Source organism: Burkholderia sp. AU30280 (assembly GCF_020420125.1).
Taxonomy (GTDB): Bacteria; Pseudomonadota; Gammaproteobacteria; order Burkholderiales; family Burkholderiaceae; genus Burkholderia.
In genome coordinates this window covers 486,741-499,967 of record NZ_JAIZRY010000003.1, presented here as the reverse complement: position 1 = coordinate 499,967, position 13,227 = coordinate 486,741, and the positions used below count along the sequence as shown (strand labels likewise).

The 13,227-nt window shown below is 68.0% G+C and carries 15 protein-coding genes and 1 pseudogene; 5 read left to right on the top strand and 11 right to left on the bottom strand.

Features of this window, described 5'->3' with window-relative positions; all coding sequences use genetic code 11:
• Window positions 1-20: 20 nt before the first annotated feature.
• Complete coding sequence (gene pbpC, locus LGN17_RS09695; RefSeq protein WP_226196224.1) at window positions 21-2,435, top strand: penicillin-binding protein 1C; 2,415 nt, start codon at window positions 21-23, stop codon at window positions 2,433-2,435.
• Window positions 2,436-2,561: 126 nt separating this feature from the next.
• Here pbpC and LGN17_RS09690 read toward each other — a convergent pair whose 3' ends face one another.
• Window positions 2,562-2,900, bottom strand: coding sequence for a helix-turn-helix domain-containing protein (locus LGN17_RS09690; RefSeq protein ID WP_011354126.1), 339 nt, complete (start codon window positions 2,898-2,900; stop codon window positions 2,562-2,564).
• A 78-nt stretch (window positions 2,901-2,978) separates the two neighbouring features.
• Between LGN17_RS09690 and LGN17_RS09685 the strand changes: the two genes are divergently transcribed.
• Together LGN17_RS09685 and LGN17_RS09680 are read left to right on the top strand one after the other, a co-directional pair.
• Window positions 2,979-3,878 (top strand): hypothetical protein, encoded by a 900-nt coding sequence (locus LGN17_RS09685; protein ID WP_226196221.1) that lies wholly within the window; start codon window positions 2,979-2,981, stop codon window positions 3,876-3,878.
• A 208-nt stretch (window positions 3,879-4,086) separates the two neighbouring features.
• A complete protein-coding gene (locus LGN17_RS09680; protein ID WP_175954661.1) occupies window positions 4,087-4,317 on the top strand; it encodes a hypothetical protein in 231 nt (76 codons plus the stop codon).
• A gap of 97 nt (window positions 4,318-4,414) precedes the next feature.
• On the opposite strand, the gene LGN17_RS09675 is transcribed toward LGN17_RS09680, so the two are convergent.
• From LGN17_RS09675 to LGN17_RS09645, 7 genes and pseudogenes are all read right to left on the bottom strand, one after another.
• A complete protein-coding gene (locus LGN17_RS09675; protein WP_226196219.1) occupies window positions 4,415-5,422 on the bottom strand; it encodes an aldo/keto reductase in 1,008 nt (335 codons plus the stop codon).
• 51 nt (window positions 5,423-5,473) lie between these two features.
• Complete coding sequence (locus tag LGN17_RS09670; RefSeq protein WP_226196216.1) at window positions 5,474-5,800, bottom strand: carboxymuconolactone decarboxylase family protein; 327 nt, start codon at window positions 5,798-5,800, stop codon at window positions 5,474-5,476.
• A 121-nt stretch (window positions 5,801-5,921) separates the two neighbouring features.
• Window positions 5,922-6,073 (bottom strand): annotated as a pseudogene (locus LGN17_RS09665) (LysR family transcriptional regulator); the annotation flags it as partial.
• A gap of 10 nt (window positions 6,074-6,083) precedes the next feature.
• A complete protein-coding gene (locus LGN17_RS09660; protein WP_226196214.1) occupies window positions 6,084-6,974 on the bottom strand; it encodes an alpha/beta hydrolase in 891 nt (296 codons plus the stop codon).
• 97 nt (window positions 6,975-7,071) lie between these two features.
• On the bottom strand, window positions 7,072-7,812 hold the full coding sequence (locus LGN17_RS09655) for an alpha/beta fold hydrolase (RefSeq protein ID WP_226196212.1): 741 nt from the start codon (window positions 7,810-7,812) through the stop codon (window positions 7,072-7,074).
• Entirely contained in the window at window positions 7,809-8,615 is an 807-nt protein-coding gene (locus tag LGN17_RS09650; protein ID WP_226196210.1) for a DinB family protein, read from the bottom strand. Before LGN17_RS09650 ends, LGN17_RS09655 begins: the two co-directional genes overlap by 4 nt.
• Before the next feature lie 87 nt (window positions 8,616-8,702).
• On the bottom strand, window positions 8,703-9,473 hold the full coding sequence (locus tag LGN17_RS09645; protein ID WP_226196208.1) for an alpha/beta hydrolase: 771 nt from the start codon (window positions 9,471-9,473) through the stop codon (window positions 8,703-8,705).
• Window positions 9,474-9,656: 183 nt separating this feature from the next.
• On the opposite strand from LGN17_RS09645, the gene LGN17_RS09640 reads away from it, so the two are divergent.
• Window positions 9,657-10,253: a TetR/AcrR family transcriptional regulator gene (locus LGN17_RS09640; protein WP_226196207.1), complete on the top strand. Its 597-nt coding sequence runs from the start codon at window positions 9,657-9,659 to the stop codon at window positions 10,251-10,253.
• Between the two features lie 68 nt (window positions 10,254-10,321).
• Here LGN17_RS09640 and LGN17_RS09635 read toward each other — a convergent pair whose 3' ends face one another.
• Window positions 10,322-10,753 carry a YciI family protein gene (locus LGN17_RS09635; protein ID WP_175954645.1) on the bottom strand — a complete coding sequence of 144 codons (432 nt, stop codon included), beginning with the start codon at window positions 10,751-10,753 and terminating at the stop codon, window positions 10,322-10,324.
• A gap of 207 nt (window positions 10,754-10,960) precedes the next feature.
• Here LGN17_RS09635 and LGN17_RS09630 point away from each other — a divergent pair, with 207 nt between their 5' ends.
• The gene (locus LGN17_RS09630) at window positions 10,961-11,191 is read left to right on the top strand and encodes a hypothetical protein (protein ID WP_226196205.1); all 231 of its coding nucleotides are present in this window, start codon (window positions 10,961-10,963) and stop codon (window positions 11,189-11,191) included.
• A gap of 53 nt (window positions 11,192-11,244) precedes the next feature.
• On the opposite strand, the gene LGN17_RS09625 is transcribed toward LGN17_RS09630, so the two are convergent.
• Both LGN17_RS09625 and LGN17_RS09620 read right to left on the bottom strand, forming a co-directional pair.
• The gene (locus LGN17_RS09625; protein WP_226196203.1) at window positions 11,245-11,559 is read right to left on the bottom strand and encodes a hypothetical protein; all 315 of its coding nucleotides are present in this window, start codon (window positions 11,557-11,559) and stop codon (window positions 11,245-11,247) included.
• A 97-nt stretch (window positions 11,560-11,656) separates the two neighbouring features.
• Window positions 11,657-13,078 carry an MFS transporter gene (locus LGN17_RS09620; RefSeq protein WP_226196201.1) on the bottom strand — a complete coding sequence of 474 codons (1,422 nt, stop codon included), beginning with the start codon at window positions 13,076-13,078 and terminating at the stop codon, window positions 11,657-11,659.
• Window positions 13,079-13,227: the final 149 nt, after the last annotated feature.

The following is a 13,227-nucleotide window of genomic DNA, read 5'->3' as shown; positions in this document are numbered from 1 at the left end:
GGTGCGAGGAGCGCCCGCGCGTGGCTGACGACGTTTCGGTGCTCCGGCGCGTGCTGCACGGCGCCGGCCGCTGGTTGCATCGCTGGCAGAACTGGATCGCCGGCGCGCTGCTCGTGTTCGGCGTGCTGGCCGCTTGCCGGCTGTGGCCGCATCCGCCGCTGCGCGACTGGAAACCGTCGTCGGTCGCGGTGGTCGACGCACGGGGCCGCTTGCTGCGGCTCACGCTCGCGAAGGACGACCGCTACCGGCTGTGGGTGCCGCTCGAGCGGATGTCGCCGCAACTCGTCGAAGCCGTGATGCTGCACGAGGACCGCTGGTTCTGGTGGCATCCCGGTTTCAATCCGTACGGGCTCGCGCGCGGCGCGTGGATCACGTATGTGCGCGGCGGCAATCCGCAGGGCGGCTCGACGCTGACGATGCAGCTCGCACGCTCGCTGTGGCGGCTGAACACGCGCACGCCGGCCGGCAAGCTCGAGCAGGTCGCGCGCGCGGTGCAGCTCGAACTCTTCTATTCGAAACGGCAGATCCTCGAAGCGTATCTGAACGATGCGCCGTACGGTCGCAACGTCGAAGGCGCGGGCACCGCGAGCGTCGTCTATTTCGACCGGATGCCCGACGCGCTGACGCTGCCCGAGGCGCTCGCGCTCGCGGTGATTCCGCAGGACCCGGCGCGGCGGGTGCGCGGCGGGCAGGACGAAATCAACCGCGCGCTGGCCGCGTCGCGCAACCGGCTGTATGCGCGCTGGCTGACGAAGCATCCGGGCGATGCATCGTTCAAGCCGCTGTTCGCGTTGCCGCTGGCAATGCGGCCGCTGTCCGCGCTGCCGTTCGATGCGCCGCATGCGGTCGACCAGGCGCTCGCCGCACGCAGCGCGTGGCGCACGGCCGCGAGCGCGGCGGCGAACGACAGCGACGCCGACGCGCGGCTCGTGACGACACTCGATCTCGACCTGCAGCACACGCTCGAGCGGCAGATTGCACGCTATGTCGCGCGCAACGACACGCGCGGCGTGCGCAACGCGGCGGCGATCCTCGTCGATACGCGCGACATGGGCGTGAAGGCACTCGTCGGCTCCGCGAACTTCTTCGACCGCACGATCGACGGGCAGGTGAACGGCACGCTCGCGCGGCGTTCACCGGGCTCGACGCTCAAGCCGTTCATCTACGCGCTCGGCTTCGACCAGGGCGTGCTGCACCCGCAGACCGTGCTGCGCGACGTGCCGACCGCGTTCGGCCCGTATGCGCCGGAGAATTTCGACGGCCATTTTCTCGGGCCGATCACCGCGACCGATGCGCTGAACCGCAGCCGCAACGTGCCGGCCGTGTGGGTCGCGTCGCAGCTCAAGTCACCCGATCTGTACCGGTTCCTGCAGGAAGCCGGCGTGCGCCGGCTCGCGAGCGCGCAGCACTACGGGCTCGCGCTCGTGCTGGGCGGCGGCGAAGTGACGATGCAGGATCTCGCGGCGCTCTACGCGATGCTCGCGAATCGCGGCGAGTTCCGGCCGCTGCGGCTGCGCGCGGACGAACCGGCGTTGCCCGGCCGGCGTCTGCTCAGCGCCGAGGCGAGCTACATGACGATGGACATGCTGCGCCAGCATCTGCGCCCCGACGAGACGAGCGGCGCGCAGCCATCGAGCGTGCCGGTCTACTGGAAGACCGGCACGTCATGGTCGTTCCGCGATGCGTGGACGGCTGGCGTGTTCGGCCCGTACGTGCTGGTCGTGTGGGTCGGCAACTTCGACAACTCGACCAATACGGCGTTCGTCGGCGTCGATGCGGCGGCGCCGCTGTTCTTCCAGGTCGTCGATGCGCTGAATGCCGAGCGCACGCTCGTCGAGCTGCCGCGCGCGGTGCCGCCGAAGCTGAAGCGTGTGCGGATCTGCCTCGCGAGCGGCGATTTGCCGAACGAGTGGTGCCCGCAGCAGGGCTGGACGTGGTTCATTCCGGGCACGTCGCCGATTCGCGTGAGTACCGTGCACCGGCCGGTCGTGATCGACGACGCGACAGGGAAGGCCGCGTGCCCGCCGTACGACGGCAAGCGCACGCATACGGAGATCTTCGAGTTCTGGCCGTCGGATCTGCAGCAGGTGTTCATGCAGGCCGGCATTCCGCGCCGGCGGCCGCCGCAGAATGCGGACTGCCGCGACGCGGGGCAGGTCGAGGGCGACCCGCCGCGCATCACGTCGCCGCTGCGCGGGAGTACGTATGCGATGCGCGTGAAGCATACCGAGGAGACGCGCATCGCGTTCAACGCGACGGCCGATGCGAGCGCGCATGCGCTGTACTGGTTCGTCAACGACGCGTTTGTCGGGCGCAGTGCGCCGGGCGATGCGCTGTTCTGGCAGCCGGGTACGGCCGGTAGTTATACGGTGCGGGTGGTCGACGATCACGGACGTAGCGATCAGCGGCCGCTGGTGGTGGGGCTGGAGCAGTAGGTGCTTTACTGTACCCGTATCGCGCGTGACGGACGCTGGCTTTTGCACTTCGGGATCAGCGACTAGCAGCAAGCCGCTGCCGATCGCAATCGCAGCGGCGGACATCCAGCGTCCCGCACACCCCCATCACCCATCATCCGCCTTCGCCTGCAACCCCTTCAACCCCTGGATCACGACCAGCAGCGCGCGCCCGTGCTCGTCCGACCCATCCCATGCGTCGACGATCGCGTCGCGCAGCAGGTCGTTGTACTGGCGGCGCGACGGCCCGGTATCGACACCATAGAAACTGCATAGCTTATTGAATGGCGCGCTGCGGCGCAGCCGATGCCCGTTCGAAAGCCTCAGGCGCGATACGGTCGGCTGGCTGACCCCGGAGAGTCGCGCTATTTCGCTGGACGAGCGTGTATCTGCCATCAGGCGGCGCAACAGGTCTTGAACGGGAAAATCTTGGTCCGGGGCTTCCATGCGATGCATTATACCTATACAGTTACGGCTGTTGAATGGGCTTGCTGTCACCAGCGAGGCTGTATCCCGAGAAAGTTGATGACACTGAAACACCTCCCCCCCACGTTCTGCTGGACCAAGATCGGTGCCGAGTCCGGCGAGGAACTGCCGACCGTCGTGCTCCGCAAGGAATGGGAGCGCCGGCTCGGGGGCGGGCGGTTTCTGTGGGGCATCAACCAGCCGCTCGGCAGCAGCGCGCAAGTCGCCGCGCATCGCACCGGCTCGCTGCTCGCGCTGTTTTCGCCGGTCGCATCGCGCCCGCGCGCAGGCGAGCGGAAAGACATGCTGCTGTGGAATGCATGGGTCGACGCGAGCGGGCAGGTGCGGCCGTTGCCGCCGCACACGTTCATCGCCAGTCGCGCGACGTTGCCGTCGGGCCGGCGCCGCGAACAGCACTACGCGCTCGTGTGCGCGTCATCCACCGCGCTGACGGTCGGCACGCAATTGCGCGTGTTTCCCGATCACCTGCGCAGCGTGAGCACCGGCAAGCCACTCGGCGCCGCACAGGGGGCGGCCGTGGTCGATTGCGTCGGGCGCGCGAAGGAGCAGACGGGCAAGAGCTATCCGCTCGCGCTGTCGGTCGAGCTCGAAGCACCGTATTTCGTGCGGCTCGCGCAGCCGTGCGTGTTGAAGGCGCGCGATCTCGCGGAGGTGAACAAGGCCACGCGCGCGGGCGATTTCGATCGCTTCGTCGAACTCGTCGCGCGCTTGCGCGGCCGCTCGCCGACCGACGCCGTGCGCGGCGTCACGCGCGATCTGTTCGATATGCCGCCGATCGAAACGGCGGCCGCGTATGTTGCGCCCACGCACGCGGCGCGCTTGCGCAATCGGCCGGCAGCCGAGCATCCGCGCGATCTCACCGGCGACCTGTTCGACCTGTCGCCGGGTGAGGCGGCCGCGTTCGCAGGCCTTGCGCATTCGCGCATCGGGCGCGCATGACGAAACGCGCGCAGCGGAATCGCGCAAGAATTTGTTGCAATCTCGCCATAGCGGAGCGGCGAGCGCAGAGAGACAATCGGCACGAAGCGCGCTGCGCGGCGGCCGATGCGTCGACAATCGATGGGTCGTGGTTCACGCCGCCGACATGCGCACCACGCACACTGAGCGTCGGCGTGCTTCACACTGCAATCCTGAGGGAGAAGTGTCGATGTCGACCCACATCTGTTCGCGGGAAGCCCGGGCCGCGCAACGCTTCGTCGAAGCCACGCGCAACGTCGATCAGGCCTTTCGTGCCGTGCGCGGCGAAAGCGACGACGACGTTTCGTCGGCCGAATATGCACGCGCGATGTCGCGCCTCGATCGCGCGCTCGACGAGCTGGCGCGTGCGCAGGAATGCTTCGATCGCGTCGTCAGCGCCGACACGACGCACGACAACTGATCGAGCAGCATCAACGTGAATGCGCGTCGGGCGACGCGCGTTCATCTTCATGCCGGGCATCGCGCCCGGCATGTCATTCAATCATCCCGTTCCAGCTTCAGACCTTGCGGCCTTCGACCGGGTAGCCGGGATCGGTATAGCCGTGCGTCGATGCATGCCCGGGCGGCACGAGCGAATCGACGAACCGTTCGTCGTCCGGGCCGAGTTCGAGCTTGAGCGCATCGATGTAGCTGTCCCAGTGCGCTTCGGTGCGCGGCCCCGCGATCGTCGAACTGACGATACGGTTCTTCATGACCCACGCGAGTGCGAACGCAACCGATGTCGTGCCGCGCGCGGCCGCATGCGCGGCCACCTGCTGTGCGATGTGCAACGATTCGGGCCGCCATTCCGTTTGCTGGATACGCCGGTCGCCGCGGCCGGCGCGCGAATCGGCGGGCGGCTGCGCATCCACCGCATATTTGCCGGTCAGCACGCCGCGCGCGAGCGGGCTGTACGGCACGACGCCGATCCCGTAGTGCGCGGCGGCCGGAAGCTGTTCGACCTCGGCCGTGCGATCGACGAGGTTGTACAGCGGTTCGCTCGCGACCGGGCGATCGATGCCGAGCTGGTCGGCGAGCCGCACGACCTCGGCGATGCGCCAGCCCTTGAAGTTCGACAACCCGAAGTAGCGCAGCTTGCCTTGCCGGATCAGGTCGGCGATCGCGCGCATGCCTTCATCGAGCGGCGCATCGGTCAGCGCGCGATGGAAATAGAGGATGTCGATGTAGTCGGTGCCGAGCCGCTTCAGGCTCGCGTCGACCGATTCGACGATCCATTTGCGCGACTGGCCCTGCCGGTTCGGCCCGGCGTCCGGCCCGGCCGGATAGCCGAACTTCGTCGCGACGACCCAGCTGTCGCGACGCGACGCAATCGCGCGGCCGACGACTTCTTCCGAGCGGCCGGCGTGATAGACGTCGGCCGTGTCGATGAAATTGACGCCCTGGTCGAACGCCTTGTCGATGATCCGTGAGGATGTCGCTTCGTCGGTCTCGCCGCCGAACATCATTGCGCCGAGACACAGCCGCGACACCTTGAGCGCGCTGCGCCCGAGATAGCGGTAATCCATGAAGGCTCCATGCGGGCGCGCGCCCGCCGGTTGAATGAGGGGCGGCCGTGCTTACGCGCCGGCTTCGTCGAACACGCGCTGCGCGATCGTCAGCGCCGAGCTTGCGGTCGGCCAGCCCGAGTAGAACGCGAGGTGCGTGATCGCTTCGATCAGCTCGTCGCGCGTGAGGCCGTTGTCGAGCGCCTTCTTCAGATGGAACGGCAGTTCGTTGACGCGATACAGCGATACGAGGCTCGCGACCGTGACGAGGCTGCGATCGCGCGGCGACAGGCCGGGGCGCTGCCAGACATCGCCGAACAGCACGTTGTCGGTGTAGTCGGCGAGGGCGGGGGCGATGGCGCCGAACGCTTTGCGCGCGGCGGAAGTCGGTTCGGACATCGAGGGCTCCGGGGAACGTGGGGAACACCGTCGATGGTAGCCACCGATGCGCCTATCGATAATCCCCGGCAATCCGCATGCACTTATCGATCCGGTTCATGAATCGCGGCGCGTCGTCGACTCATGTGCGATAGCGCAGCGCATCGACGATCACCGCGAGCGCGCGTGACGACTGCCGCCGGCTCGCGTACTACAAGTGATGGCCGGAAAAGTCGGGCACCCGTCTTCAAGCACGCTGTCGAGGCGGCCGGCGGCGACATGCGGCGCGGCGATGCAGCGCGCGTCAGCCCGCGCGCGTCATGCCCGGCGCACGGGGCGCGGGATGGTATGCATAGCCGCCATGCTGGAACGACGTCGCGAAGAACCGCATCTGGTAGCGGATCGCATTCCCCCAGTAATCCCACGTGTGGCCGCCAGGCCGCTCCGCATAGTCGTGCGGCACGCCGAGCGCGACGAGCCGTTCGTGCAGCGTGCGGTTCGAGCCGACGAACGTGTCGTCGCGGCCGCAATCGATCGTCAGGTCGAGATGCGCGCGCACGAACGCGCCGGCGTTGGCGGCGATCACGTTGCGGTTCCAGAACGACGGATGGCGGCCGGGGTCGCCGAATACATGGTCGATGCCCGGCTCGTCCTCGCAGCAGCGCGGATCGACCGCGCCGCTGATGCTGCCGACCGCGCCGAACGTGTCGGGCCGGTCGAGCGCAATGCGCAGCGCGCCGAAGCCGCCCATGCTGAGCCCGGTGATCGCGCGGGCGCGTTGCGTCGCGATCGTGCGGAAGTGCGAATCGACGTAGGACACGACTTCGTCGCCGATGAAGGTTTCGTAGCGGCTGCCCGAATCGAACGGGCTGTCGATGTACCAGCTCTCGTGCCCGCCGTCGGGCATCACGAGGATCACGTGATAGCGATCGGCCAGCGCGGCGATGCGCGTGTTCGACGTCCAGTCGGTATGGTCGCCGCCCGAGCCGTGCAGCAGATAGACGACCGGATAGCGGTCGCCGTCGCGGGCGCCGCGCGCATAAGCGTCGGGCAGCACGACGGTGGCCTTGAGCGTCTCGTTCATCGCGGCGCTGGGAATCGCGACGACGCGCGCATGGAACGCGAGGGCAGGGCCTGAAATGGCGACCAGCAGAAGCAGCCAGAAGGCGCGTGCCAGGTTCAGCGATCCTCGCATGTGTCGACCCCGTTCGGCGCCGGGCGCCGGGAAACCCTGTTCGGGCGACTCTAGCAACCGCGCCTTTCAACCATATTTCGGCGAATCCTACGGGTTGTCAGGCGGCCGGCGCGGACACGATGCGCTCGAGCGCCGCGCGAAACGCGTCGGGCCGTTCAGCCGGGATCAGGTGCCCGCAGCGTTCGATCGTGTCGAAGCCGGCGCAGCGGGCGCGTGCCCAGTCGGGCACGTGCCAGCCCGCGCGCGAGCGTTCGCCGGCCATCAGCCAGACCGGGTGACGCTCGAATACCTGGGCGAGCTGCCGCAGATAGCCGGGTTCGCCGGTCGTCGCGACGACCGAGCGGCCCATCGCGCGCAGCGTCGATGCCGGCTGATGCGCGAGCCAGCGGCGAGCGTCGTCGAGCAGGCCCGGCGATGGCGCGTCGATCGTGCCGCGCAGCCAGCCGGGCGGATCGGCGCGCAGGCCGTCGAGCATCGCGTCGGCTTCGGCGGGCGTCATGCGGCCGACCGACGCCGACCAGAACGCATCGTCGAGCGTGAAGTTGCCTTCGACGTTCACGATCCGCCGCACGCGTTCGGGGTGCGCGTGCGCGAACAGCATCGCGATCGCACCGCCGACCGAGTGGCCGACGATATCGACCGGCTGCATTCCGAAGTGCGTATCGACGGCGTGGCGGACATGCTCGACCTGCGCGGCGAGCGTGATCGCGTCGAACGGTATCGCGCGATGCGCGCCGTAGCCGAGCAGGTCGGGGGCGAGATGCGGGCCGTTCCACCCGCGCACGTCGAGCGTGCCGATGAAACCGTGGATGAAGACGACGGGCGTGGGCCGGGTCATGGGGCGGGCGTGGAAGGAAGGGGCGGCAATCCGAGTTCGGCGAGCAGTTCGTCGAGTTCGAGCACATGCGTGCGGTCGTGGTCGAGCAGTTCGCGCACGAGTTCGTCGAGCGACATGCGGCGGATGCCGTCGCGCAGCCCGCAGCGTGCGAGTTGCGACGGCGCCAGCGCAGCTGCGGTTTCACATAGCGAGACCCGCCCGGTGCGGAATGCTGTAACGGCAGCATCAAGCCGCTGCGAGAGATAGTCGCGTTGCGCGGCGAGCACGGTGCCGTCGACGGACGCGATCACCGGCAGTTCGAGCGTGCGCACGGCGTCGATGCGTTCGGCGAACACCGCGTCGAGATCGCGCAGGTGGCACGCGTGCTCGACGAGCGAGAAGCCCGTGCCGTCGGGGCGGCGTGTCCACAGCGCGGCCGGCACGTGTGCGGCATACGCGGCGAGCCGATCAGGCAGGCGCGCCAGCGCGGCGACCACGTCGGCGAATGGCAGCACCTGTGGATACGCGCTGAACACCGCGCCATAGCTGAACAGCGTGCCGCCGAGCCGTCCGCGTGCCTGCACGACGTCGTGGCCGTGACGGCGCATGATTTCCGCGACCATCGCGCCGCAGAACTGGCGGGCGGTCGTGTCGGTTTCGATTTCGGGGAATTTGTGCGCGATTTCGTGCTGAACCGCGCCGATCGCGGCGACGCCCACGCGCGACAGCGCCGCGAATTCGGCGTAGCGCCCGGGTTGCGCGATCAACGCTTCGAGCTGGGCGCCGAGCGCGGTGGTGCGGAAACGGTCGAAGCGGGAATGCATGACGGAAGGATTTCGCCGAGTAACGTATCAAAACGATACGTTACTCGGCGGGCAGCGTCAACGGCGGGATGCGGGCGATGGGTTGCCTCACTCTTGGCCGGCGCCCTTGGCCGCCTGTTCGATCAGCTTCGCGACTTCGGCCGGGTGCGAGAGGTAGGCGACGTGGCTCGACTTGAGTTCGATCGTCTTGCTGCCGGCGCGTTGCGTCATAAAGCGTTCGAGCTCGGGGTTGATCGCGCGGTCGGCCGTGGCGACCACGGCCCAGCTCGGCTTCGTCCGCCAGGCGGCGTGCGTGATCGGCACGCCGAACGACTGCGCGGCCGGCGTCACTTGCGAGATCGCCATGAATTTCGCTTCGGCGGCCGGCACGTCGGCTGCGAAGTCGGCGTGGAACGACGCTTCGTCGAACACCAGGTGGCCGTCTTCGGTGGCCTTGATCGCCTTCGTCGCGGGCGGCGTCTTCTTGGTCAGGTCGAGCGGGCTTTCGCCGGTGTCGGGCTGGAACGCGGCCACGTAGACGAGGCCCGCGACCTTGTCGTCGTTGCCGGCCTCGGTGATCACCGCGCCGCCGTAGCTGTGGCCGACGAGGATGCTCGGGCCGTCCTGCGCGTCGATCACGCGGCGGGTCGCCTTCACGTCGTCGTCGAACGACGTTTCCGGCTGCTGCACGACGGCAACCTTGTAGCCGTCGCGCGTCAGGATGTTCGAGACGGCTTGCCAGCCCGAGCCGTCGGCGAAGTAGCCGTGGACCAGCACGACGTTCTTGACTGGGGCGGCGACGGCCGCATGCGAGCCGAGTGCGGCGGCGGACAACGCGACAGCGGCCGCGATCTGGCGGACTTGGGATAAGCGCTTCATTTTCATTCTCCAGAAGAAAGACAGGGTAGGGAACCGTCGGATATCGACAGGCTTCTTGTTTCGTCGATATGTTCATCCTACTAGTAGGTAGGTAAATGAGACAAGGAGAAACTGCGACTGGAAAAGACTATCTCAGGACGGTAAACTATCCCTGTTTTTCATCCGACTAGATGGTAGGCAAATATGACGGTAACGGGTGACAGCACGGCGGCCCGCATTCTCGAAGCCGGGCGGCAACTGATCATGCGGCGCGGCTACAGCGGATTCAGCTATGCCGACATTGCGGACGCGATCGACATCCGGAAGGCGAGCATTCACCATCACTTTCCGACGAAGGCGGATCTGGCGGTCGCCGTGCTGCAGCAGTCGCAGGCGAACTTCGATGCCGACATGGCGCTGCTCGAATCGAGCGGCGCCGACGCGCTGGTGCAGATGCGCGCATACCTCGGCTACTGGGAACGCTGCATCGCGGACGACAGCGCGCCGTTCTGCGTCGCCGGCATGCTCGGCGCGGAACTGCCGGCGCTGCCTGACGAAGTCGCACGGGCGGTGAAGGCGCATTTCGACGACCTCGCCGCGTGGCTGGTGCGCGTGCTCGAGGCAGGGGTGAAGGACGGCATCGTGCAGCCGGGCGTGTCGGTGCAGACCGAGGCCGCGACATTCGTGTCGCTGGTCTATGGCGCGATGCTCGCCGCGCGGGCGTACGGCAATGCCGGGATGTTCAGGGACGTGACCGGCGGCGCGGTCGAGCGGCTCGCGGTGCCGCGCAAACGCACGTGAGACGCGCACGCACCAGCGGGTAGACGCGGCGCCCGACGGTCGTGCGAAACCGTCGAGCGTCGCCCGGCTTATGCGTGTTTCCCGGCCTCGGCTTGCGCGCGCTGCCGCGCTTTCTGCTCCTGCAACTCGGCCGTGAAGGCCGGGCTGAAGTCTTCGGCCTCGAACAGCGGGCGGATCTCGATGTCGGAGTCGCCCGGCATCGGGTTCGGGCAGCGCTTCACCCATTCCACCGCTTCTTCCATCGATTTCACCTGCCACAGCCAGAAGCCGGCGACGAGTTCCTTCGTCTCGGCGAACGGGCCGTCGATGACGGTGCGGTTCTTGCCGGCGAAGTGCACGCGCTTGCCGCGCATGCTCGGATGCAACCCGTCGGCGGCGAGCAGGATGCCGGCTTGCGCCAGTTCTTCGTTGAACCGGCCCATCGCGGCGATCATTTCAGGGTCGGGCATCCGGCCGGATTCGGAATCGGCAGTGGCCTTGACGATTACCAGGACGCGCATGGCAGACTCTCCTTGAATGGAATGAGGGGGCGCCGTCGGCCGTGCCGACGGCAAAACGATCGGCTACGACAACACGACGCGCGACGGCGACGCGAATCGACATCGGGCCCGATGAATTTTCGCTGACTGCGCTCCGGCGGGCCTTGCAGCGGAGCCTGTCGCCAAAACTGGTATGCTGATCCTCACCACGTTCACGCGGAGGACGCCATGGCTGCTAAGGAAGTCTCGAAGAAGAAGTACCTGAAAATCCTGAACAAACGCTTGCGCGCCGAGCCGGCGGCTCCGGATGGAGCGTCGTTTGTCTTCTTCCCGCTGGGCGCGAAGGCGAAGAACGCAACCGGTGTCGTGTCCGGCGACGCGCGCAGCAAGCGCGAACTGGCGGTGATGGCCGCGGTGCAGCGCAAGGCGGCCGAAGAGTTCGTCGTCGCCGGCGCCTGACCGGGACCTGCTCGAAACCTGCTGCGCCGCCGTCGGATTGCCGACGCCGCAGCTTACGCGGCGGCGGCGTCGCAATGCGCGATCGCGTCGGCGAGCACGCGCGGGATGTCGTGCGTGATTACCGGCCCATGCATCGGCAGGATGACGTCGAGATCGAGCGCCTGGGTCCGGCGCACCGCACTCGCCAGGTGTGCGAGCGACGGCAGGTAGTCCGAGCGCCGGATCGAATCGAGGAACGCCGGCAGCGGGTCGGCGGCGGCTTCGTCGCCGAAGCGCATCAGGATGTCCGACGACAGCAGCGCCTGGTACGCCGGCAGATACACGACCAGCGCATCCCATTGATGGACATGCTTTGTGAAGATCGGCACGGGCTGGCCGCGAATCCTGTCAGTTCAAGCAGCAGCCAGCCGGGCACGGCACCGAACGCCGTCCCGGCCGTCAGGAACACCCAGGCTGACCGGGCGCTCAGGACACCTTGTCCGCCGCGGCCGCGTACCGGCCGCCGCTACCCGCTTCATCGCCCGCCGCCAGTTGCTCCAGCGCGAGGCCCTTCGTTTCGATCCCGAGCGTCCACACGGCGAGCGCGGCCGCGACGAACGACAGCGCGCCGAGCGTGAACACGCCGCCCTGGCCGAACACGGGCAGCACGACACCGACCACGTAAGGCCCGATCAGCGAGCCGACGCGCCCGATCGCCGACGCGAAGCCCGAGCCCGTCGCGCGCGCGCCGGTGCCGTACAGCTCCGGCGTGTACGTGTACAGCGCGGCCCACATCCCGAACAGGAAGAACTGCATCGCGAGGCCGGTGCCGATCAGCAGCGCCATGCTGCCGCCGTACAGCGCGCTCTGGCCGTATGCATACGCCATCGCGCCACCGCCGAGCAGCGACGCGATGCAGGTCGGCTTGCGCCCCCAGCGCTCGACGAGCCACGCCGCGCACAGGAAGCCCGGCACGCCGCCGAGCGAGATCAGCACCGTGTAGAACACCGATTTCGTGACTTCGAAGCCGGCCTGCTGCAGCAGCGCGCCGAGCCACGACGTGAGGCCGTAGAAGCCGAGCAGCGCGAAGAACCACAGCAGCCACACCATCACCGTGCGGCGCCGGTACACGCCGCTCCAGATCTCGCGCAGCGCGCCGCGCCCGCGGGCGGCGACCGGCTCGGCAAGCCGCGACGGCGGCGGCAGCGTGGTGACGCCGGCCGAGCGCATCACCTTCGCCTCGATCGTGTGCATCACCGTGTCGGCTTCCGCGTGCCGGCCCGCATGCTCGAGCCAGCGCGGCGATTCCGGCACGATGCGGCGCACGACGAGCACGAACACGGCGGGAATCGCGAGCAGCGCGAACACGGTGCGCCAGCCGAACTGCGGCAGCACGAAGTACGCGACGATGCCGGCCGTGATGAAGCCGAGCGGCCAGAAGCCGTCCATCAGCGCGATCAGGCGGCCGCGCTTCTCGGTCGGCACGAATTCGGACAGCAAGGTCTGCGCGACCGGGAATTCCATCCCCATCCCGATCCCGAGCAGCACGCGGTAGACGATCAGCGCGTCGACGCTCTGCGCGGTCGAGCACAGATAGGAGGCCGCGCCCCACAGCACCATGCTCCACTGGAACACGGGCCGGCGGCCGAAGCGGTCGGCGAGCAGGCCGGCGACGGCCGCGCCGAGCACCATCCCGAAGAAGCTCGCGCTCGCGACGAGGCCGGCGGCCGCGGTCGACAGCCCGAACTCCTTGCGGATCGAGCCGAGCACGAAGGTCATCGTGCCGAGGTCGACCGAGTCGAAGAAGAACGCGATCGCGATGATGAAGAAGATCCGCTTGTGATAGCCGGAGAACGGCAGGCGTTCGAGCCGGGCGGCGGCGGAGGCGGGAGCGGTGGCGGCGGGCATGGCGTCCTCTGAAATGAAAAGGGGCCGCGAAGCGTGTGCTCCGAGGCCCCGATGCTTCATCTTCAGTAGACGCGACCACAAAATGCCGCATCAGAGGAAAAACGCCGCCTGCTTGCCCAAATGCGTCATTGACGGCGGCGCGGGGTGGC